At 71.4% G+C, this 21111-nt stretch carries 16 protein-coding genes; 13 read left to right on the forward strand and 3 right to left on the reverse strand.

Translation table 11 applies throughout. From position 1 onward, the window contains the following. Window positions 1-33 precede the first annotated feature (33 nt). The 4 genes from OG737_RS23010 to OG737_RS23025 all read left to right on the forward strand — a co-directional run bounded on the left by OG737_RS23010 (window position 34) and on the right by OG737_RS23025 (window position 6573). Complete coding sequence (locus OG737_RS23010) at window positions 34-1842, forward strand: IucA/IucC family protein (RefSeq protein WP_405921921.1); 1809 nt, start codon at window positions 34-36, stop codon at window positions 1840-1842. 31 nt (window positions 1843-1873) lie between these two features. After that, window positions 1874-2572, forward strand: a complete 699-nt coding sequence (locus OG737_RS23015) for a GNAT family N-acetyltransferase (protein WP_328928015.1) — start codon at window positions 1874-1876, stop codon at window positions 2570-2572. 97 nt (window positions 2573-2669) lie between these two features. Continuing rightward, window positions 2670-4550 (forward strand): IucA/IucC family protein, encoded by a 1881-nt coding sequence (locus tag OG737_RS23020; protein WP_405678213.1) that lies wholly within the window; start codon window positions 2670-2672, stop codon window positions 4548-4550. Window positions 4551-4602: 52 nt separating this feature from the next. After that, on the forward strand, window positions 4603-6573 hold the full coding sequence (locus OG737_RS23025) for an ATP-dependent DNA helicase (RefSeq protein ID WP_328928016.1): 1971 nt from the start codon (window positions 4603-4605) through the stop codon (window positions 6571-6573). A gap of 74 nt (window positions 6574-6647) precedes the next feature. Here the strand turns inward: OG737_RS23025 and lexA are convergent, their stop codons facing one another. After that, entirely contained in the window at window positions 6648-7439 is a 792-nt protein-coding gene (gene lexA, locus OG737_RS23030; protein WP_215016496.1) for a transcriptional repressor LexA, read from the reverse strand. A 468-nt stretch (window positions 7440-7907) separates the two neighbouring features. Here lexA and nrdR point away from each other — a divergent pair, with 468 nt between their 5' ends. The 7 genes from nrdR (at window position 7908) to OG737_RS23065 (ending at window position 16645) form a co-directional block, all read left to right on the forward strand. Continuing rightward, window positions 7908-8420 carry a transcriptional regulator NrdR gene (nrdR, locus tag OG737_RS23035; RefSeq protein ID WP_328928017.1) on the forward strand — a complete coding sequence of 171 codons (513 nt, stop codon included), beginning with the start codon at window positions 7908-7910 and terminating at the stop codon, window positions 8418-8420. Between the two features lie 139 nt (window positions 8421-8559). Continuing rightward, window positions 8560-11445 carry a vitamin B12-dependent ribonucleotide reductase gene (locus OG737_RS23040; protein ID WP_328928018.1) on the forward strand — a complete coding sequence of 962 codons (2886 nt, stop codon included), beginning with the start codon at window positions 8560-8562 and terminating at the stop codon, window positions 11443-11445. 141 nt (window positions 11446-11586) lie between these two features. Beyond that, a complete protein-coding gene (locus OG737_RS23045) occupies window positions 11587-12417 on the forward strand; it encodes an arylamine N-acetyltransferase (RefSeq protein WP_405678208.1) in 831 nt (276 codons plus the stop codon). A gap of 32 nt (window positions 12418-12449) precedes the next feature. Beyond that, complete coding sequence (locus OG737_RS23050; RefSeq protein WP_328928020.1) at window positions 12450-13055, forward strand: YdbC family protein; 606 nt, start codon at window positions 12450-12452, stop codon at window positions 13053-13055. Window positions 13056-13126: 71 nt separating this feature from the next. After that, complete coding sequence (locus OG737_RS23055; RefSeq protein WP_328928021.1) at window positions 13127-13786, forward strand: histidine phosphatase family protein; 660 nt, start codon at window positions 13127-13129, stop codon at window positions 13784-13786. Between the two features lie 11 nt (window positions 13787-13797). Continuing rightward, entirely contained in the window at window positions 13798-14715 is a 918-nt protein-coding gene (locus tag OG737_RS23060; RefSeq protein ID WP_328928022.1) for an ADP-ribosylglycohydrolase family protein, read from the forward strand. A gap of 172 nt (window positions 14716-14887) precedes the next feature. After that, window positions 14888-16645, forward strand: a complete 1758-nt coding sequence (locus OG737_RS23065) for a DUF4173 domain-containing protein (RefSeq protein ID WP_405921922.1) — start codon at window positions 14888-14890, stop codon at window positions 16643-16645. A gap of 67 nt (window positions 16646-16712) precedes the next feature. On the opposite strand, the gene OG737_RS23070 is transcribed toward OG737_RS23065, so the two are convergent. Continuing rightward, on the reverse strand, window positions 16713-18266 hold the full coding sequence (locus OG737_RS23070; RefSeq protein WP_405921923.1) for an MFS transporter: 1554 nt from the start codon (window positions 18264-18266) through the stop codon (window positions 16713-16715). Window positions 18267-18748: 482 nt separating this feature from the next. Here OG737_RS23070 and OG737_RS23075 point away from each other — a divergent pair, with 482 nt between their 5' ends. Both OG737_RS23075 and OG737_RS23080 read left to right on the forward strand, forming a co-directional pair. Further along, window positions 18749-19459: a ribonuclease HII gene (locus OG737_RS23075; protein ID WP_328928025.1), complete on the forward strand. Its 711-nt coding sequence runs from the start codon at window positions 18749-18751 to the stop codon at window positions 19457-19459. A gap of 76 nt (window positions 19460-19535) precedes the next feature. Beyond that, window positions 19536-20150, forward strand: a complete 615-nt coding sequence (locus OG737_RS23080) for a hypothetical protein (protein ID WP_328930452.1) — start codon at window positions 19536-19538, stop codon at window positions 20148-20150. Between the two features lie 232 nt (window positions 20151-20382). Here OG737_RS23080 and OG737_RS23085 read toward each other — a convergent pair whose 3' ends face one another. After that, entirely contained in the window at window positions 20383-21012 is a 630-nt protein-coding gene (locus tag OG737_RS23085; RefSeq protein ID WP_328928026.1) for a hypothetical protein, read from the reverse strand. Window positions 21013-21111: the final 99 nt, after the last annotated feature.

The following is a 21111-nucleotide window of genomic DNA, read 5'->3' on the forward strand; positions in this document are numbered from 1 at the left end:
AGACCCCGGCCCGGCTGGGCAGTTCGCCCCGCAGTGGCGCCGACAGCGCTGCCCGATTTCCTGGACCACCCCGACCCGGCCGTCGCCGCCGAGGGAGCGGCGGTGGAGAACCTCCTCCGCTGCTGGGTCCGCGAAGCGGGACTGCGCCGCCCCGACGGCCTCGCCGGGACCCCGCTGCGCATCCCCCTCCCCGCATCCGGCGCGGCCCTCGTCGTCCCCGTCCGGTACTGGTCCCCCACGGGATGGCACCGCTTCGGCCCCGCCCGGCTGGCGGCCGCCCCCGCCGCCGCCCCCGCCCTGGACGCTGTCACCCTGGCCGCGCTGATCGCCCGCGAGGGCACAGGCACGCGCGCGGCCACGGCCACAGCCGCGGTCACAGCCACAGCCGCGGGCTCCTGCGGCGTTCGCGGTAGCGCCGACCTCGTCGGCCGGGTCGCCGACTCGGTCCGCCGCACCGCCGAGTTCATCGCCGACCGGCGTGAACGCCCCGCCGCCCCTCCCCCCATCGGTGTGGACCGCTTCCTGACCGCCGAACAGTCTCTCCTCCTCGGTCACCCCCTCCAGCCGGACCCGAAAAGCCGCGAAGGGCTCTCCGAGACCGAAGTACGCCGTTACTCACCAGAACTCCACGGCTCCTTCCCCCTGCACTGGTTCGCCGTCGCGCCGTCCGCCCTCGCCACCGAATCAGCCTGGACCGAACGCGGCCGTCCCGTCTCCGCCACCGCGCTGCTCGGCCGGCTCGCCCCCGGACTCCCCCTCCCCGACGGCGCCACCCCCCTTCCCCTTCACCCCTGGCAGGCCCGCGACCTGCTCCAGCGCCCCGCCGTCGCCGCCCTCCGCGACGCGGGACTTCTACACGACCTGGGCCCGTACGGCGCCCACTGGTACCCCACCTCCTCCGTCCGCACCGTCCACCGCCCGGGCGCGCCCGCGATGCTCAAGCTCTCCCTGGGCCTGCGCATCACCAACTCCCGCCGCGAGAACCTCCGCAAGGAGCTCCACCGCGGTGTCGAAGTGCACCGGCTGCTCCGCACCGGCCTCGCCGAGCAGTGGCAGACGGCCCACCCCGGCTTCGACATCGTCCGCGACCCCGCCTGGGTCGCCGTCGACTCCCCGGACGGCACCCCCGTCCCCGGACTCGACGCCCTCCTGCGCCACAACCCCTTCCGCTCCGGCGACGACGCCGTCTGCGTCGCCGCGCTCACCTCGCCCCGCCCGTGGCCCGGACGGACCACCATGAGCTCCCGGCTCGCCGAGATCATCTCCGCCCTCGCCGCCGCCACCGGACGTACCACCACCGCGGTCGCCGCAGAGTGGTTCCTGCGCTACCTCGACCGTGTGGTCCTTCCGGTCCTCGCCTTCGACGCGCTCGCCGGCATCGCCCTCGAAGCGCACCAGCAGAACACCCTGGTCCTCCTCGACCCGGTCGGCTGGCCGGTCGGCGGCCGTTACCGCGACAACCAGGGCTACTACTTCCGCGCATCCCGCCGCGCGGAACTGGAGCACCGGCTCCCCGGCATCGGCAGCCTCAGCGACACCTTCGTCCCCGACGCCGTCACCGACGAACGCTTCGCCTACTACCTCGGCATCAACAACGTGCTGGGTCTCATCGGCGCCTTCGGGTCCCAGCGGCTCGCCGACGAGCGCGTGCTCCTCGCCGCCTTCCGCCGATTCCTCGGCAAGACCTCAGGCCTCGGCCCGCTCCCCGCGCGGCTGCTCGACTCGCCCACCCTGCGCTGCAAGGCGAACCTGCTCACCCGCCTGGGCGGCCTCGACGAACTCGTCGGACCCGTCGACACCCAGTCCGTCTACGTCACCATCACCAACCCCCTCCACGATTGACGCGTCGCCGCCGACGCGGGGAAGAGCCCCCATGCCCACCACAAACGCCCCCGCCGAACCCGTCGGCCGCGCCACCCACGCCACCGGCGTGGTCCGGCCCCGCGACGACACCTTCGAACTGCGGCTCACCGCCGAGCTGTTGCCCCTGCTCGCCGAAGCCGACCTCCTCGACTCCCCGGCGACCTGGGGCAGCACCGACACCCCCGCCGGAGCCTTCCGCCTCGATCCCGTACGACCCGGCCGAGACCTGGAACTCCTCACCGGCTGGATGAACGACCCCGACGTGGCCGCCTACTGGGAGCTCGCCGGCCCCGCTGCCGTCACCGCCGCCCACCTGCGGGCCCAGCTCGACGGGGACAGCCGCAGCATCCCCTGCCTCGGTCTCCTCGACGGCACACCGATGAGCTACTGGGAGATCTACCGGGCCGACCTGGACCCGCTCTCCCGCCACTACCCGGCGCGCCCCCACGACACGGGTATCCACCTGCTCATCGGAGACGGCCCGAACCGCGGCCGGGGTCTGGGCACCACTCTGCTGCGCGCCGTCGCCGGCCTGGTGCTCGACAACCGCCCTCGCTGCACGCGCGTGATCGCGGAACCGGACATCCGCAACACCCCCTCCGTATCGGCCTTCCTGAGCTCCGGATTCCGCTGTTACGCGGAAATCGACCTTCCCGAGAAGCGAGCCGCCCTGATGATCCGGGAGCGGGCGCTGCGCAATCTCCTCTGACTGCCGCCCCGCACGCCCTGACCGTGGTCGCGCTCCGCACCTCTCCCTTTGATAACTCTGCGTGACGAAGCGCAGTTCCCGATCTCCGAGGAGTCCCGTGCAGAATTTTCCCTCAGCCCCCGACTCCGCCGAGCCCTCCGTGTCCCCCTCGCCCCAGTACCCCCGTACACCCCCCGAACTCAACCGCGCGACCTGGGACGGCGCCGCCAGGCGACTGCTCGCCAAGATGCTCGCCGAGTTCGCCTACGAGGAGATCATCAGCCCCGTCCCTGTCCCCGTCTCCGTCCCCACCCCCGCCCCGGCCGCCGCCGGTGACGCGTGGACCCTGACCCTGGACGACGGCAGCAGTCTCGGCTTCCGGGCCCGCCGCCGCGCCTACGGCAGCTGGGACGTCGCCCCCGACACGATCACCCTCACCCCGCCTCCTTCCTCACCGCAGCCGCCGTCCGCCTTCGGGGACCCGTACGCCTTCCTCACCCGATCCCGCACCCTCCTCGGCATCGACGGAGTCACCCTCGGCCACCTCGTCCGCGAGCTGAGCGCCACCCTCTGCGCCGACGCCCGGATCGATCACACCGCGCTCACCGCCGACGTCCTCGCCGACCTCGATTACGCCGCCCTCGAAGGCCACCAGACCGGACATCCCTGGCTCGTCCTCAACAAGGGGCGCATCGGTCTCTCCGCCTCCGACACCGCCGCCTGGGCCCCCGAGGCCCGCACCCGCCAACGGCTGCCCTGGCTCGCCGCCCACACCTCGCTCGCGACCTACCGAGGCACCGCCGGCCTGGAGGATCCCGCCCGCCTCTACTCCGCCGAGCTGGACCCCGCCACCCGCGCCGCCTTCGACCAGGCCCTGCGCGACCGCGGCCTGGACCCGCTCCACTACCTCTACCTGCCGGTCCACCCCTGGCAGTGGGACGAGGTCGTCCTCCCCCTCTTCGCCCCGGCCCTCGCCTCGGGCGTCCTCGTCCCGCTCCCCGCCGATCCCGACGTGCGCCTGCCTCAGCAGTCCATCCGTACGTTCCTCAACCTCACCCGTCCCGACCGGCACAGCGTCAAGCTCCCGCTCTCCGTCTTCAACACCATGGTCTGGCGCGGCCTGCCCAGCGACCTCGCCCTCGCCGCCCCCGCCGTCACCGCCTGGATCCACTCCCTGCGCGACGCCGACCCCTTCCTCCGCGACGAATGCCGGGTCATCCTGCTCGGCGAGGTCGCCTCCGTCACCGTCCGCCACGCCGTCTACGACGAGCTTCCCGAGGTCCCGTACCAGTACAAGGAGCTCCTCGGCGCGATCTGGCGCGAGCCCCTGACCGGCCGCCTCGGATCAGGCGAGCGTGCCCGCACGCTCGCCTCGCTCCTCCACACCGACCTGCGCGGCCGTTCCTTCACCGCCGAACTCGTCGCCCGGTCCGGGCTGACCCCCGAGGCCTGGCTGCGGCGCCTGTTCGCCGCCGTGCTCCCCCCGCTCCTGCACTTCCTCTACCGCTACGGCACCGTCTTCTCCCCGCACGGAGAGAACGCCATCGTGATCTTCGACGAGCAGGACGTCCCGGTCCGCCTCGCGGTCAAGGACTTCGTGGACGACGTCAACATCAGTGCCGAACCGCTGCCCGAGCTGGACTCCCTGCCCGAAGAGGTCCGGGCGGTCCTGCTCACCGAGCCCGCGGACTTCCTGCCTCAGTTCATCCACTCCGGGCTCTTCGTCGGCGTCTTCCGCTACCTCTCGGCCCTGTGCGAGGACAGCCTCGGCGTCCCGGAGAGCGAGTTCTGGTTCCTCGTACGGGCGGAGATCCTCCGCCACCAGTCCCGCTTCCCGGAGCTCAAGGACCGCTACGAGCTCTTCGACCTGCTCGGCGAGCGCATCGGACGGCTCTGCCTGAACCGGAACCGGCTCTACGAGGACGGCTACCGCGACCGCCCCACACGCCCGCACGCCGTCCAGCACGGCACCGTACCCAACCCGCTTTACCAGCCGTGAGCCCTCGCCGGTGCCGTCACTGTCGGTGGAGCCCCGTAGGGTTGGCAGTGCTATGACGAAGCCCTCCCTCCCCGACCTGCTGCACGCCGCCGTCTCCGCCGTCGGCGGCACGGAGCGCCCCGGCCAGGTGGCCATGGCCGAAGCCGTCGCCGAAGCGATCGACGACAACTCCCACCGGCTCATCCAGGCCGGAACCGGCACCGGCAAGTCCCTCGGCTACCTGGTGCCGGCGCTCGCGCACGGGGAGCGGGTGGTCGTGGCCACCGCGACCCTCGCCCTCCAGCGCCAGCTCGTCGAGCGCGACCTGCCGCGCACGGTGGAGGCACTGCACCCGCAGCTGCGCCGCCGCCCCCAGTTCGCCATGCTCAAGGGCCGTTCCAACTATCTGTGCCTGCACCGCCTGCACGAGGGCGCGCCGCAGGACGAGGAGGAGGGCCTCTTCGACCAGTTCGAGGCGGCCACCCCCACCAGCAAGCTCGGCAAGGACCTGCTGCGCCTGCGCGACTGGGCGGACGAGACGGAGACCGGTGACCGCGACGACCTGACCCCGGGCGTCTCCGACAAGGCCTGGGGGCAGATCTCCGTCTCCTCCCGCGAGTGCCTGGGCGCGACGAAGTGCGCGTACGGGGCCGAGTGCTTCGCCGAGGCCGCGCGCGAGCGCGCCAAGCTCGCGGACGTGGTCGTCACCAACCACGCGCTGCTCGCCATCGACGCCATCGAGGGCGCCCCGGTGCTGCCGCAGCACGAGGTGCTGATCGTGGACGAGGCGCACGAGCTGGTCTCCCGGGTGACCGGGGTCGCCACCGGCGAGCTCACCCCGGGGCAGGTCAACCGTGCGGTGAAGCGTGCCGCCAAGCTGGTCGACGAGAAGACGGCCGACTCCCTGCAGACGGCCTCCGAGTCCTTCGAGCGGGTCATGGAGCTGGCGCTCCCCGGCCGCCTGGAAGAGATCCCCGAGGACCTCGGGTACGCGCTGATGGCCCTGCGGGACGCCGCGCGCAATGTGATCTCCGCGATCGGCGCGACCCGCGACAAGTCCGTCCACGACGAGGACGCGGTCCGCAAGCAGGCTCTGGCCGGCGTGGAGGGTATCCACACGGTGGCCGAGCGGATCACCAACGGCTCCGAGTACGACGTCGTCTGGTACGAGCGCCACGACCGCTTCGGCGCCACCGTCCGGGTCGCCCCGCTGTCGGTGTCGGGCCTGCTGCGCGAGAAGCTGTTCGAGGACCGCTCGGTGGTCCTGACCTCGGCCACCCTCAAGCTCGGCGGCGACTTCAACGGGGTCGCGGCCTCGCTGGGCCTGTCCCCCGAGGGAGTCGAGGGGGACGACGTGCCGCTCTGGAAGGGCCTGGACGTCGGCTCGCCCTTCGACTACCCGAAGCAGGGCATCCTCTACGTCGCCAAGCACCTGGCCACGCCGGGTCGCGAGGGCACCCGCGGCGACATGATGGACGAGCTCGCCGAGCTGATCGAGGCGGCCGGCGGCCGTACCCTCGGGCTCTTCTCCTCCATGCGCGGCGCCAAGGCGGCCGCCGAGGAACTGCGCGGCCGGCTCGACAACCCGATCCTGCTCCAGGGCGAGGAGACGCTCGGCGAGCTGATCAAGGCCTTCGCGGCGGACCCGAAGACCTGCCTGTTCGGAACGCTGTCGCTGTGGCAGGGCGTGGACGTGCCCGGACCCAGCTGCCAGCTGGTCGTCATGGACAGGATTCCGTTCCCGCGCCCCGACGACCCGCTGATGAGCGCCCGGCAGAAGTCGGTGGAGGAGCACGGCGGCAACGGCTTCATGGCCGTCGCGGCGACGCATGCCGCCCTGCTGATGGCCCAGGGCGCGGGCCGCCTCGTACGGGCCACGGGGGACCGGGGTGTCGTCGCCGTGCTGGATCCCCGGCTGGCCACGGCACGGTACGGGACCTTCCTGCGGGCCACGCTGCCGGACTTCTGGTACACCACGGACCGCAACCAGGCCCGCCGCTCCCTGGCCGCCATCGACGCTTCCGCCAAGGCCGACGGCAAGTAGGCACCGGGCCGCGGGCATGGAACAACCCCCGGGACCGGCGCAGTGGATCCCGGGGGCTGGATGGTGGCGGCGGGTCAGACCCGACGCAGTACCGCGACGACCTTGCCGAGGATGGTCGCCTCGTCACCGGGGATCGGCTGGTAGGCGGAGTTGTGCGGGAGCAGCCACACGTGGCCGTCCTCGCGCTTGAACCGCTTGACGGTGGCCTCGCCGTCCAGCATCGCGGCGACGATGTCGCCATTCTCCGCGACCGGCTGGCGACGGACCGTGACCCAGTCGCCGTCACAGATGGCGGCTTCGATCATCGAGTCGCCGACGACCTTGAGGACGAAGAGCTCGCCGTCGCCGACGAGCTGGCGGGGGAGCGGGAAGACGTCCTCGACCGACTCCTCGGCGAGGATCGGGCCGCCGGCCGCGATCCGGCCGACCAGGGGAACGTAAGAGGCGGCGGGCTTGCCGGTGGTGTCCGTGGGCTGCGAGCTGGGCTGGTCCGAGCCCCGTACCTCATACGCCCGGGGGCGGTGCGGGTCGCGGCGCAGGAAGCCCTTCCGCTCCAGCGCCATCAGCTGGTGCGCGACCGAGGAGGTGCTGGACAGGCCGACCGCCTGGCCGATCTCCCGCATCGACGGCGGGTAACCCCGCCGCTGCACCGAGTCGCGAATGACTTCGATGACCCTCCGCTGCCGGTCCGTGAGCCCGGAGCTGTCGGCGCGGATGCCTGGAGGTCGACCGGGCAGCGAGCGTGCGGGGCGTACGGGCTCCGCCTCCGGGTTCAGGTTTGCGTCGTTCATGGCATGCACCGGCTCAAGTCGGCTCTGGGAGCGGTTCTGGGCAGTGATGGTGGCGCTGTCTGCGGTGGTGGTCACGTCGGCCCCTCTCGAAATGTTCTCCCTAGCTGGACAACGGTAGTTGCTTTCGAAAGGTTGCGCCAAACACACGTTCGAGTGAAAAATCGCAGATCGTCCCGCGTGGGTACATCGAGGGGTGTATGGACGATCGGTTCGCCGAACGCGGGTTCGGCTCGGCATCCGCCGCTTACGGTACCCTTCCCGGTCGGGTCGCCGCCTTCCGGGCCTGGCTCCAGTGTGGCACCGCGAGGCCTCGTATCCGGCTATCGGACGCTGCGACACGCAGGGTCCAGGAAATCCACCACAACCCAAGATCTAGTGGTTGGATGAGCGCGGCCGCCCAGAAGTTGTGGTCCTCGGTCTGTCGAGGGTCCCGGCATCGCATATGCTTGTGGCTGCTTCACGAGCCCCCGGCAGAGTCTGTCTCTGTCGTTCAGGGGCCTCGTGGGGTGATTCAGTCGTGCCAAGAGGGAGGGTGAGGGAACCATGCACTGCCCCTTCTGCAGGCACCCCGACAGCCGCGTCGTCGACAGCCGCACCACGGACGACGGCACGTCGATCCGCAGGCGCCGTCAGTGCCCCGACTGCTCCCGTCGCTTCACGACGGTGGAGACGGCCTCGCTGATGGTGATCAAGCGCAGCGGGGTGACCGAACCCTTCAGTCGTACCAAGGTCATCTCCGGCGTGCGCAAGGCGTGCCAGGGGCGGCCGGTCACCGAGGACGCCCTCGCCAAGCTCGGCCAGCGGGTCGAGGAGGCGGTGCGCGCCACCGGGAGTGCCGAGCTGACCACCCACGACGTGGGTCTGGCCATACTCGGCCCGTTGCAGGAACTCGATCTGGTCGCCTACCTGCGCTTCGCGTCCGTTTACAAAGCGTTCGACACCCTTGAAGACTTCGAGACCGCCATCGCGGAGCTCCGCGTGCCGCGGCCTCACCCCGAAGAGCGCGAGCCCGGTGGGACCGGTTCGGTCCCCGTGCCCGCCTCCGCCGCCGACTGACCGGACGGCCCGCCCCGCACTGCAATCGCAACGCGGAGCGGCCGGTGAGCCAGGCGAAGAGACGTAGATACAAGACACAGCACCGTGCCGCGGAATAGCGCTGGCACTTTAGGGCGTTTTGCCCGCATTGGGAGGCGGCATGACAGAGACGGCGAGCAGCTCGGCACGTGGTTCCCGCGCCAAGGGGACCAAGGCTGCCAAGGGCGGCCTGCGTATCGAGCGCATCCACACCACCCCCGGCGTGCACCCTTACGACGAGGTGAGCTGGGAGCGCCGTGACGTCGTCATGACCAACTGGCGCGACGGCTCGGTCAACTTCGAGCAGCGTGGCGTCGAATTCCCCGACTTCTGGTCGGTGAACGCGGTCAACATCGTCACCAGCAAGTACTTCCGCGGCGCGGTCGGCACCCCGCAGCGCGAGACCGGTCTGAAGCAGCTGATCGACCGGATCGTGAAGACGTACACGAAGGCCGGCGAGGACTTCGACTACTTCTCGTCGCCCGCCGACGTGGAGATCTTCGAGCACGAGCTGACCTACGCCCTCCTGCACCAGATCTTCAGCTTCAACTCCCCGGTGTGGTTCAACGTCGGCACGCCCCAGCCGCAGCAGGTCTCCGCCTGCTTCATCCTCGCCGTCGACGACTCCATGGAGTCGATCCTCGACTGGTACAAGGAAGAGGGCATGATCTTCAAGGGCGGCTCCGGCGCCGGCCTGAACCTCTCCCGCATCCGCTCCTCCAAGGAGCTCCTCTCCTCCGGCGGCAACGCCTCCGGCCCGGTCTCCTTCATGCGCGGCGCCGACGCGTCCGCCGGAACGATCAAGTCGGGCGGCGCCACCCGCCGCGCGGCCAAGATGGTCGTCCTGGACGTGGACCACCCGGACGTCGAGGCCTTCATCGAGACCAAGGTGAAGGAAGAGGAGAAGATCCGCGCCCTGCGCGACGCGGGCTTCGACATGGACCTGGGCGGCGACGACATCACGTCCGTCCAGTACCAGAACGCCAACAACTCCGTCCGCGTGAACGACGAGTTCATGACGGCCGTCGAGAACGGCACCGAGTTCGGCCTGCGCGCCCGCATGACCGGCGAGGTCATCGAGAAGGTCGACGCCAAGGCGCTCTTCCGCAAGCTGGCCGAGGCCGCGTGGGCCTGTGCCGACCCGGGCATCCAGTACGACGGTGTGATCAACAACTGGCACACCTGCCCCGAGTCCGGCCGCATCACCGCGTCCAACCCCTGCAGCGAGTACATGCACCTGGACAACACGTCCTGCAACCTCGCCTCGCTGAACCTGATGAAGTTCCTGAACGACGACGGCAAGGGCAACCAGTCCTTCGACGCCGAGCGCTTCGCCAAGGTCGTCGAGCTCGTCATCACGGCGATGGACATCTCCATCTGCTTCGCGGACTTCCCGACGCAGAAGATCGGCGAGAACACCCGCGCCTTCCGCCAGCTGGGCATCGGCTACGCCAACCTCGGCGCCCTGCTGATGGCCACCGGCCACGCGTACGACTCGGACGGCGGCCGCACCCTCGCCGCCTCGATCACCTCGCTGATGACCGGTACCGCGTACAAGCGCTCCGCCGAGCTGGCCGCCATCGTCGGTCCGTACGACGGCTACGCCCGCAACGCCGAGTCGCACAAGCGCGTCATGAAGCAGCACGCCGATGCCAACGCCGTCGCGCCGCGCACCGAGGACCTGGACAACTCGATCTGGGCCGCGGCGACCGAGGCCTGGCAGGACGTTCTCCGCCTCGGCGAGAAGAACGGCTTCCGCAACTCCCAGGCCTCCGTCCTGGCGCCGACCGGCACCATCGGTCTCGCGATGTCCTGCGACACCACCGGTGTCGAGCCGGACCTGGCGCTGGTCAAGTTCAAGAAGCTCGTCGGCGGCGGCTCGATGCAGATCGTCAACGGCACCGTCCCGCAGGCCCTGCGTCGCCTGGGTTACCAGGAGGAGCAGATCGAGGCGATCGTCGCCCACATCGCCGAGCACGGCGTGGTCGTCGACGCCCCGGGTCTGAAGACCGAGCACTACGAGGTCTTCGACTGCGCCATGGGCGAGCGTTCCATCTCCGCGATGGGCCACGTCCGCATGATGGCCGCGATCCAGCCCTGGATCTCCGGCGCGATCTCGAAGACGGTCAACATGCCGGAGTCGGCGACCGTCGAGGAGATCGAGGAGATCTACTTCGAGGCGTGGAAGCTGGGCGTCAAGGCGCTCGCGATCTACCGCGACAACTGCAAGGTCGGCCAGCCCCTCTCCGCGAAGAAGAAGGAAGAGGAGAAGGTGGAGGTCACCGCCAAGGCGGAGGACACCATCCGCGCGGCGGTCGAGAAGGTCATCGAGTACCGCCCCGTCCGCAAGCGCCTCCCCAAGGGCCGCCCGGGGATCACCACCTCCTTCACGGTCGGTGGCGCCGAGGGCTACATGACGGCCAACTCCTACCCGGACGACGGTCTGGGCGAGGTCTTCCTGAAGATGTCCAAGCAGGGTTCGACCCTCGCGGGCATGATGGACGCCTTCTCCATCGCCGTCTCGGTCGGCCTGCAGTACGGCGTCCCGCTGGAGACGTACGTCTCGAAGTTCACGAACATGCGCTTCGAGCCGGCCGGCATGACGGATGACCCGGACGTGCGGATGGCGCAGTCGATCGTCGACTACATCTTCCGCCGCCTGGCGCTGGACTTCCTGCCCTTCGAGACCCGCTCGGCCCTCGGCATCCACACCGCCGAGGAGCGCCAGCGCCACCTGGAGACCGGCTCCTACGAGCCCCTCGAGGACGAGCTGGACACCGAGTCGCTGGCCCAGTCGGCCCCGCTGGCCGCCGTCCCGTCGGCCCCGAAGCCGGCGGTCGCCCCGGTCCCGGCTCCGAAGACGGCGCACAGCAACGCCGAACTGGTCGAGATGCAGCTGGGCGTCTCCGCCGACGCTCCGCTCTGCTTCTCCTGCGGTACGAAGATGCAGCGCGCCGGCTCCTGCTACATCTGCGAGGGCTGCGGCTCCACCAGCGGCTGCAGCTGACATCCGGCTGATGCCGTGATCCGCTGAGGCGGGCAGGTCCCTTGGGGGACCTGCCCGCCTCCGGCGTTCTCAGGCCCGCGATCATTGTGTGGACGCCGCGTACGCCGCGGACGAGCGAGGGACACGGGGAGACGGGGAACCATGTGGAGCGGTGACGAGCTGGACCTGGACGCGTATCTGGCACGGATCGGGATCGGGGGCGGGGGCGGGGAACTCCGTCCGGACCTGGAGACGTTGTACGCAGTGCACCGCGCACACACCGCCGCCATCACCTTCGAGAGTCTGGACGTCCTGCTCGGCCGCCCCGTCGAGCTGGACACAAAGGCGATCGAGGAGAAGCTCGTGCACGCCCGCCGCGGCGGCTACTGCTACGAGCAGAACTCGCTGCTGGCCGCCGCACTGGAGCGGATCGGCTTCGAGGTCTCGGGGCGAGGTGCCCGCAACCGCACCCGCGGGGACTCCCTGACACCGGTGACGCACGCCGTCCTCGTAGCCACCGTCGAGGGACAACCGTGGCTGTGCGACGCCGGGTTCGGCTACCAGGGCCCGCGTGAGCCCGTCCCGCTGGGGCGGCCCGGCGGCGAGGTGCGGCAGGGGGAGTGGACGTACCGCGTACGCGAGGAGGAGGACGACATCCTCGTGCTGTGCTTCCTGCGCGGGGGAGCCTGGCGCGACCTGTACGCGTTCTCCCCGCAGCGGTACCACCCCGTCGACTACCTCCTGCTCAACCACTACAGCTCCACCCACCCCCGCTCCGCCTTCATCGGGCGAGTCATCGTCCAGCACCCGGGCGACGACGTCCGCCGGGCGCTGGTCGGGCGCGAGCTCACCCGGCTGCACCCCGACGGGCGGGACGAGCGGCGGTCCGTCGGCCCGGACGAGCTGCTCGACGTGCTCGACCGGGAGTTCGGGCTTCGGCTGCCTGAGCGGGACGCGGCGGAACTGGTGCGGATCCACCGCGCCGGGGACTGACCCGGGCCGCGCCGGGACCGTACGATGGCGCAGTGCTGGTCAAGTGGATTCGCTGCACGGTGACGGACCGACGCGGGTTCGAGCGCGGACAGCGAAAATGGGCGGGGCTGCCGGGCGAGCCGGGATTCCGGGGACAAGGCGGCGGCTGGAGCCGGGGCCGGCAGGGGGTCGCGCATGTCTTCGCGTTCTGGGAGAGCCGTTCCTTCTACGACTCTTTCATGGCCCGCAGCCACGACCGGCTCGCCGCGGCGCAGCACGGCACCTACACCGATGCGCGGGTCACGCTCTTCGACCACCGCTTCGATGTGAAGACCGGGTTCGAGCCGCGCTTCACCGACGCCGACGTCGTCCGGGTGGCGCACACCCGTGTCCGGGAAGGGCGAGTGGACCACTTCGCCCTCATGCAGGAGAAGGTGTGGAATCCGGCCATGGCCGGTTCGCCGGGCATGATCCGCGGCCTTTTCGGGGAGGCCCCGGGCCGGGAGTTCCTGGTGCTGTCGATGTGGCACGCGGCCGCGGAGCACGGCAAGTACCGGCAGGAGCGGGTCGAGCGGCTCTCCCTGCGCGCCCAGATCCAGGCCGACATCGAGGCCCTCACCGGTGACGTCGTCGACCTCGAACCCTCCTGGACGGTATGACCGTACGACGACCGGCGGGCCTACCGGCGTGCCCGGCCGGTCGGCTCCCGGTGGCCGAATAGGGTCGGGGGATGTCTCGACCACGCCGCATCGTCCTTGTCCGGCACGGGGAATCCGAGGGAAACGCCGACGACTCGGTGTACGAACGGGAACCCGACCACGCGCTGCGGCTGACCAGGAACGGCCGCGAGCAGGCCGCGGCGGTCGGCGAGCGGCTGCGCGAGCTCTTCGGTGACGAGACGATCAGTGCGTACGTCTCCCCGTACCGCCGGACCCTGCAGACCTTCCGGGAGCTGCGGCTGGATCCGACGCGGGTCCGGATGCGCGAGGAGCCGAGGCTGCGCGAGCAGGACTGGGGAAACTGGCAGGACCGGGACGACGTACGGCTCCAGAAGGCGTACCGGGACGCGTACGGCCACTTCTTCTACCGCTTCGCGCAAGGGGAGTCGGGCGCCGACGTGTACGACCGTGTCGGGTCCTTCCTGGAGAGCCTCTACCGCAGCTTCGAGGCCCCGGACCACCCCGAGAACGTGCTGCTGGTGACGCACGGGCTGACCATGCGGCTGTTCTGCATGCGGTGGTTCCATTGGTCGGTGGCCGAGTTCGAGGCCCTGTCCAACCCCGGGAACGGCGAATTCCGGACGCTCGTGCTGGCACCGGACGGCCGGTACCGGATGGACCGCCCGTTTGAGCGCTGGACCACACCCGAGCCTTATGACCTGGACGGCTAGAGTGACCCGCGATGACCCCTGACTCCACTCCCGAACGGCGCTACGCACGCGCCATGTCCAGCCTCCGCGGGCTGGCGCTGGGCGATGCCCTGGGCTCCCAGTACTTCGTCCCCGTGAACTACCCGCGCCTCAAGCGGCGCGAACTCCCTGCCGGCACCGAGACGTGGCAGTGGACCGACGACACCGAGATGGCCTGTTCGGTGGTGGCCGTGCTCGCCGAGCACGGTCGCATCGACCAGGACGCGCTGGCCGGCTCGTTCGCCCACCACCACGACTTCGACCGGGGCTACGGGCCCGCCGTGAACCGGATGCTCCGCCTGATCCGGGAAGGCGAGGACTGGCGCACGCTGGCCGCCGAGCTGTTCAACGGGCAGGGCTCGTGGGGCAACGGCGCCGCGATGAGGATCGCGCCGCTGGGCGCCTGGTACGCGGACGACCCCGAGCAGGCCACGCACCAGGCGGAGATCTCCGCCTACACCACCCACCAGCACCGCGAGGCCGTCTGCGGGGCCATGGCCGTCGCCGCCGCGGCCGCGCTCGCGGCGGCCCCGGCCGGACCGCCGAAGGCCGCCGACCTGCTGGACGGCGTGATCGCACTGGTGCCGCGCAGCGCCGTGGGCGCCGGAGTACGGCGGGCACGGGACATGCTCGACTACGGCGATGCGACGACGGTCGCGGCAGTACTGGGCTGTGGGCGGCGCACGAGCGCCCATGACACCGTGCCGTTCGCGCTGTGGTCGGCGGCGCGGTCGCTTGACGACTACGAGCGGGCGTTCTGGACCACCGCGCAGGTGGGCGGGGACGTCGACACGACCTGCGCGATCGTCGGCGGGGTGCTGGGCGCACGCGGTGACGAGGTGCTGCCGGCCGCGTGGCTGGCGCGTACCGAGGCCCTGCCGGCCTGGCTGCCGGAGGCCGCGACGCGATAGCGGAAGGTGGCCCGTGGCGTCCGGGAGCGGGGTGAAATACCCCGTTCCGATTGTCACGGTCCTGCCACAGGAGTCTTTTGATCCTGTTCAAAACTGCATGGCACCGGCCTACTCTGTCCGCTCCGCCGCCCCCATCGGAACTCGGGGGCGGACGACAGGGGAGGGGAACCCGATGTCAGAGAACACCGACGGGGTGGACGACACCGCGGCCGGCACCGCAACCGAGGGCGCGGCCAACGGGACGTCGAGCGGTGGGTCCAACGAAGCGTCCGCGGCCGGAGATCCACTCGCGGGCACGGCTCCGACCGCAGGCAGACCCGCCGGAGCGGCCGGACCTGCAGGGCCGGGCGTCGGAGCCCCGGCCGACGCCGCCGCCTGGCAGGCCTGGCAGGAGCAGCAGCGGCGCGAACGGGCCGCCGCGGCCCGCGCCAAGGCCGCCGCGCCGCCCGCGTGGGCCGTACTCGTGCGGCCCGCCCAGGCCGCCCCCATCGGGACCGCCACCCTCGCCGCGGCCGGCCTCGCGGGACTCGCCGCGGCCCTGCTCCTCGGCGACGGCATGGGCCCTGGCCTGCTGCTCGCCATCGTGCCCGCCGTCGTCGCCGCGTACGCCGCCGCCCGCACGGCCCGTCGTACGGCCCGCCCCTGGACCGTGGTCTGGGCGATAGGCTGCCTCGCACTCCTGGCCGTACCCGCCCTGCGCGACTCGGCGTGGCCGTCCACCCTCGCGATCCTCTCCGCCGTCCTGCTCGGCGCGCTGGCCCTGCACGGCAGCCGCACCTGGCCCGGAGTCCTACTCAGCCCGCTCGGCTTCTTCGAAGCTGCCGTGTCCGGCGTCGGCTGGGCCTGGTCCGGCCTGCGCTCGCGCAGCGGCGTCAGCAAGGACCGCTGGCTGCCGGTCGCCAAGGCCGGCGCCGTGGCGGTGGCCCTCCTGCTGCTCTTCGGCACGCTGTTCGCCTCGGCCGACGCGGCGTTCGCCGATCTGCTGGGCGGGCTGACGCCCGACATCTCCATCGGGGACGGGCCCCTGCGGATCCTGCTCTTCCTCGTCGGCGCCCTCCTCGCGCTGGCCGCCGCCCGCACCGCCGCGGCCCCGCTGCGCTGGGACCGGATCAAGGTGACCCCCGGCAGGCCGAGGTCCCGCGTCGAATGGGCCCTTCCGCTCGTCCTGCTCAACCTGCTGTTCGCCGGCTTCAACGCCGTGCAGCTGGCCGTTCTGTTCGGCGGCTACGACAAGGTCCTGGAGAGCACCGGCCTCAGCTACGCCGAGTACGCCCGGCAGGGTTTCTGGCAGTTGCTCTGGGCCACCCTGCTCACTCTCGCAGTGATCGCCCTCGCGCTGCGCTGGGCCCCGCGCGACGGCGCGGGCGACCGCCGCTTCGTCCGCGTCGTCCTCGGGGCGCTGTGTGCGCTGGCCCTGGTCGTCGTCGCCTCCGCGCTGCGCCGGATGGACCTCTACGTGGACGCGTACGGCCTGACCAGGCTGCGCGTGTCGGTGGCCGCGATGGAGCTGTGGCTCGGGCTGGTCATCGTACTGATCATGGCAGCCGGGGTGTTCGGCGCGCGCTGGCTGCCGCGCGCGGTCGCGGGGAGCGTGGCGGCCGGCGTCCTGGCCTTCGGCCTGCTGTCCCCGGACGGGATGGTCGCCGAGAGCAACGTGGCCCGGTTCCAGGCGGACGGCAAGATCGACCTGGCCTACTTCCAGAGCCTGTCGGCGGACGCCGTGCCGGCCCTGGACCGGCTGCCCGAGCCCCGCAGGTCCTGCGCCCTGTACGGGATCAGTGCCGAAATCTCCAGGGCGGGCGACGTCCCGTGGTACGCCATGAGCCTCGGCGAGCACCGGGCCCGCCAGATTCTGCGCGAGCGGCCGGTGACCGCGTCGTACGAGGTCTGTTCGCGCCTCGGCGCGTTCGGCAGCCGCATCGAGTACTAGGGGGCGCGGCACGGGGTCCGGGCACGGGGCACGGTGCCGCGCCCGGATCCCGTACGTCGGGGCCGGCTCAGGCCGCCGGACCGCTCTTCGCGGCGGCTCCGTTGAGGGCATCCAGGTCGCTCTTGCGCACCCTGATCACCAGCAGCGCGGTGGCCAGGGCGAGACCGGCCATCGCCACGGCGGCGCCGAACGCGGTGGAGATGCCCTGGGTGAGCACGAGATCGCCCCAGGGATCGGGCAGCTGGCCGGTCTCGTTGAAGGCGGCCAGCTGTTCCGGCCGAGCCTGCGCCATGAAGACGGGGACCTGCTGGTCGGCCTCGGTGCGGGCGGCCGTGCCGAAGACGGTGACCAGGATGGACAGCCCCAGGGAACCGCCCACCTGCTGGCTGGCGTTGAGCAGTCCGGAGGCCGCGCCCGCCTCTCTCGGCGCGACTCCGGAGACGGCGGTGAGGGTGAGGGTCACGAAGTTGAGCCCCATGCCGAAGCCGAACAGCAGCATCGGCCCGAGCACCCCGGCGAGGTACGAGGAGTCGGTCCGGATGAAGGTCAGCCAGGTGAGCCCGGTGCCTACGAGGGCGGTTCCGGTGACCATGAACGGCTTGGGGCCGAAGCGGGGCAGGAAGCGCTGGGAGAGACCCGCGGCCGTGACGATGGCGACGGTCACGGGTAGGAACCCGAGTCCGGACTGGATCGGGGAGAAGCCCAGAACGTTCTGCACGAACTGGACGATGAAGAAGAACATCCCGAACATCGCCGCGGCGAGACCGAGCATGATCAAGTACGTGCCGGCTCGGTTGCGGTCGGCGAACATCCGCAGCGGGATGATCGGTTCGGCGGCCCGGGACTCGATGGCGACGAAGAGCGCGAGCAGGACGACGGCAGCGGCGAACGAGCCGAGCGTGAGGGAGTCGCGCCAGCCGTCTTCCGAGGCGCGGATGAACCCGTAGACCAGCGAGGCCATGCCGCCGGTGGAGGTGAGGGCGCCGGCGACGTCGAAGCGGCCGGGGTGGCGCTCGGACTCGCTGATGTAGAGCGGGGCGAGGATCGCGATCAGCACGCCGATCGGCACGTTGACGAAGAGCACCCAGCGCCAGTCGAGCCACTCGGTCAGCATGCCGCCGGCCAGCAGGCCGATGGCGCCGCCGCCCGCGGAGACGGCGGCGAACACCCCGAAGGCCCGGTTCCGTTCGGGGCCCTCGGGGAAGGTCGTGGTGATCAGGGCGAGCGAGGTCGGGGAGGCGATCGCACCACCGACGCCCTGGAGGGCGCGGGCTGCGAGCAGCTGCCAGGGTTCCTGGGCGAAACCGCCGAGGAGGGAGGCCAGGGTGAAGAGCAGGATTCCGGCCATGAACACGCGGCGCCGGCCCAGGATGTCGCCGGCCCGGCCGCCCAGCAGGAGCAGGCCGCCGAAGGTGAGCGTGTAGGCGCTCAGTACCCAGGAGAGGTCGGTGGTGCTGAAGTCGAGGGCGGTCTGGATATGCGGGAGCGCGATGTTCACGATCGTCGCGTCGAGGACGACCATGAGCTGGCATGCGGCGATGACGGTGAGCGCCACGCCGGGGCGCCCCTCCCGGCGGGCCGCGCCCGGTATCCGGGGTTTGGTGAGTTGAGAGCTTGTCACTGAGGATCCCCCCCAAAGTGAATGGGTGAACGCAACCGTTCACTGTGGGACCACGGTAGGAGCGAATCCTTAGTGAACGAAAGGATTCACCGGTGCCGAAAATTCACGCGAGGCGGGCGGGGGCCGAGCGCCGACGGACAGATCTGTCGGCCGTTCCTTCACGAATGCGATCGCGAGTGCGGTCCGGTGTCCGTCGACGGGTTCTGCGGAGCCGTCCGGTCCGGATGGTGGACGTCGGCGCGGGTGGCTGATCAGGGGCTTGTGCGGCGGAGAATCGGGCGGGGCGGAGTGCGGTCGGACTCGGCTGGTCCGTTTGTCATGGATGCCTTTCGCGGCGACGGCGATGCATCACACGGAGGTGTGCGGGAGCGAACGAGAGGATCCGGACACGGGCCGGACGCGCGTCGCGACCGGGACGGAGCCGCGTCGGACCCGGGGCGGGGTGTGCAGGCGGCGCGGGGCGGCGTAACCTTGCTGGCGCCATGCCGTACGAAGCACCCACCCACACCGTCGAACGCTCCCTCCGTGCAACCACCGGCGCCAAGGTCATCGCCGGGGTCGACGAAGTCGGACGAGGGGCCTGGGCCGGTCCCGTCACCGTGTGCGCGGCGATCACCGGTCTGCGCCGGCCGCCCGCGGGCCTCACCGACTCCAAACTGCTCACCGCCAAACGGCGCGACGCCCTCGTCGACGTCCTGGAGGCCTGGGTCACCGCGTACGCCCTCGGGCACTCCTCCCCGGAGGAGATCGACGAACTGGGGATGACCGCCGCCCTGCGGCTCGCCGCGGAGCGTGCTCTGGAAGCGCTGCCGGTGCGGCCCGACGCGGTGATCCTCGACGGCAAGCACGACTATCTCGGCTCGCCCTGGCGGGTCCGTACGGTGATCAAGGGCGACCAGTCCTGCGTCGCCGTCGCGGCTGCCTCGGTCATCGCCAAGGTCCGCCGTGACCGCATGATGGCCGAGATAGGCGAACAGGGCGGTGGAATCGAGGACTTCGCTTTCGCCGCCAACGCCGGATACCCCTCACCTGTGCACCGGGCGGCGTTGGAGGTGCGGGGGCCCACCCCCTACCACCGGCTCTCGTGGTCGTACCTCGACGCGCTTCCCCAGTGGCGCCACCTCAAGAAGGTGCGCCGCAGCGAGGAGTCGATGGAGCTGGAAAACGGAGGCCAACTCGGCTTCGATTTCTGATCGCACCCATGTGCCGCTGACCGGTACGTTTCGTACCGGCGTTTGATAGACACCACGTCACGCCTCTCACCCCGCCATCGAGGAGCCTCAGATTCACGAGAGTGCCCAGGGTCCCCGCGTCACGCCGGCCGCGAGCCGCACCGCGCAGACCCCCCGCCCCGTACCTGGTCCGCGTCCCGCCGCCGTGCCGCGGCCCGGACGCCCCGGTCCCGTCCGGCCCGCCCCGCCCGTTCAGCAGGCCACTCCCGGACCCGTTCCCGTAGCCACCGCGGTTCCCGCCGCGCCGTCCGTCTCGGCGGCGGTCCCGCAGATCCAGCTGATCCCGGCATCCGCCGAGGGTGCGCTGGACGCGGCCGAAGAGGCCGTTGACCTGCTGCTCGACACCGGGCGCGCGCCCGGTGACATCCTGGTGCTCACCACCGGCGACCCGCACCCGTGGGCCGCTCACGAGCTGTCCTTCGGCGAGGCCGCGTACTGGGCCCTGCACGAGGCCGGGGACGACGTCTTCTACGCGGACGCCGCGCACGTCAAGCGCGCCTCCGGCCGTCCGGTCGTGGTCTTCGCCGTCAACGGCGGAGCGGTCGACGCGGTCGTCGGCGCCCTGCCAGTCGCCCTCGCGCGGGCCGGTGCGCTGCTGATCGTGTGCGGTGACCCGACGCAGATCAACTCCGTTCTGGGTGCGGGCGTCTGACGCCCCGTATCCCGGTCCGGGCGAGGGGCGGGGCGGGCCGACGGCCGGCCCCGCTTGAAGCCCGGAGGCTGATCCGCCGTACGCCCGCGCCTGGGTGTACGGCCGTGAGGCGTGCCCGCCGGAGTCCGCCCGCACGTGGGTCGGATGCCGGTGGTTGGCATACCTGTGGTCCGCGTGTCGGCGGTCTGCCCGTCCGGGTATGCACCCGTGCGGCCGGGCGGCGGTACGACGGTCAGCGCGCGGCGGTTCGGCGCAGGGCCTCGGCCGCGCCGCCGCCGCTGTGCAGGGCGAGCGGGGAGAACTCGGCCACCGTGTCGCCGAGCCGCTGAGGCCGCGAGTCCGAGCTGGGCCGCCGGCCGCCCCGGCCCTCGCCGAGAACCTGCCACCCGCCCCGGGTCAGCGTGATGTACGCGCCGCAGCGCAGCCCGTGCAGGGTGCAGGCGTCCCGCAGTCCCCACATCCACGCGCCGTCCTCCTCGGTCCACCGCTCGTCGCCCTCGCGGCAGTAGAGCAGCACGGCCGTCCGCACCGGGGTCCGTCGCCGCAGGTCGTGCGGGAGGACCCGGCGCAGCGCGGAGAGCAGGGCGTTGCGGTACTCCCAGCCGTCGGCCGAGGTCGACCGCTGCACGAAGGAGGCGCTCGCCACGAGCTGCTCCTCCGGGCCGAGGACGGCGATGACCGCGGTCGACGGCGCCGGGGCGTGCCGCGAGTGCAGCCCGCTGACGACCTCACGAGGATTGCGCAGCAGCGGAATTCCCGCCGCTGTCCATTCGGCGGGTTCCAGCAGCCGGCCGTGCCGGCTGGCGCCGCCGGTGGCCGCTTTCAGGGACGTGGTCGAGAGCGGGGCGAATCCGAAGGTCACGGTCCTCCCTTCGGGTACACGCCCGCGGACGGGCACGGCTGGAGTGTGGGCGCGCCGCAGCGCGGCCCAAAAGAGTGCCGCGGAGCCGAGCGGGAGCAC

Origin of the sequence: Streptomyces sp. NBC_00122, from assembly GCF_045160845.1 — a bacterium.
Taxonomy (GTDB): domain Bacteria; phylum Actinomycetota; class Actinomycetes; order Streptomycetales; family Streptomycetaceae; genus Streptomyces.

Excerpts from the sequence above, each read along its gene's own strand:
- OG737_RS23015 (WP_328928015.1), top strand. The coding sequence starts at position 1,874 with ATGCCCACCACAAACGCCCCCGCCGAACCCGTCGGCCGCGCCACCCAC.
- OG737_RS23025 (WP_328928016.1), top strand. The coding sequence starts at position 4,603 with ATGACGAAGCCCTCCCTCCCCGACCTGCTGCACGCCGCCGTCTCCGCC.
- nrdR (WP_328928017.1), top strand. The coding sequence starts at position 7,908 with ATGCACTGCCCCTTCTGCAGGCACCCCGACAGCCGCGTCGTCGACAGC.
- OG737_RS23040 (WP_328928018.1), top strand. The coding sequence starts at position 8,560 with ATGACAGAGACGGCGAGCAGCTCGGCACGTGGTTCCCGCGCCAAGGGG.
- OG737_RS23045 (WP_405678208.1), top strand. The coding sequence starts at position 11,587 with ATGTGGAGCGGTGACGAGCTGGACCTGGACGCGTATCTGGCACGGATC.
- OG737_RS23055 (WP_328928021.1), top strand. The coding sequence starts at position 13,127 with ATGTCTCGACCACGCCGCATCGTCCTTGTCCGGCACGGGGAATCCGAG.
- OG737_RS23060 (WP_328928022.1), top strand. The coding sequence starts at position 13,798 with ATGACCCCTGACTCCACTCCCGAACGGCGCTACGCACGCGCCATGTCC.
- OG737_RS23065 (WP_405921922.1), top strand. The coding sequence starts at position 14,888 with ATGTCAGAGAACACCGACGGGGTGGACGACACCGCGGCCGGCACCGCA.
- OG737_RS23075 (WP_328928025.1), top strand. The coding sequence starts at position 18,749 with ATGCCGTACGAAGCACCCACCCACACCGTCGAACGCTCCCTCCGTGCA.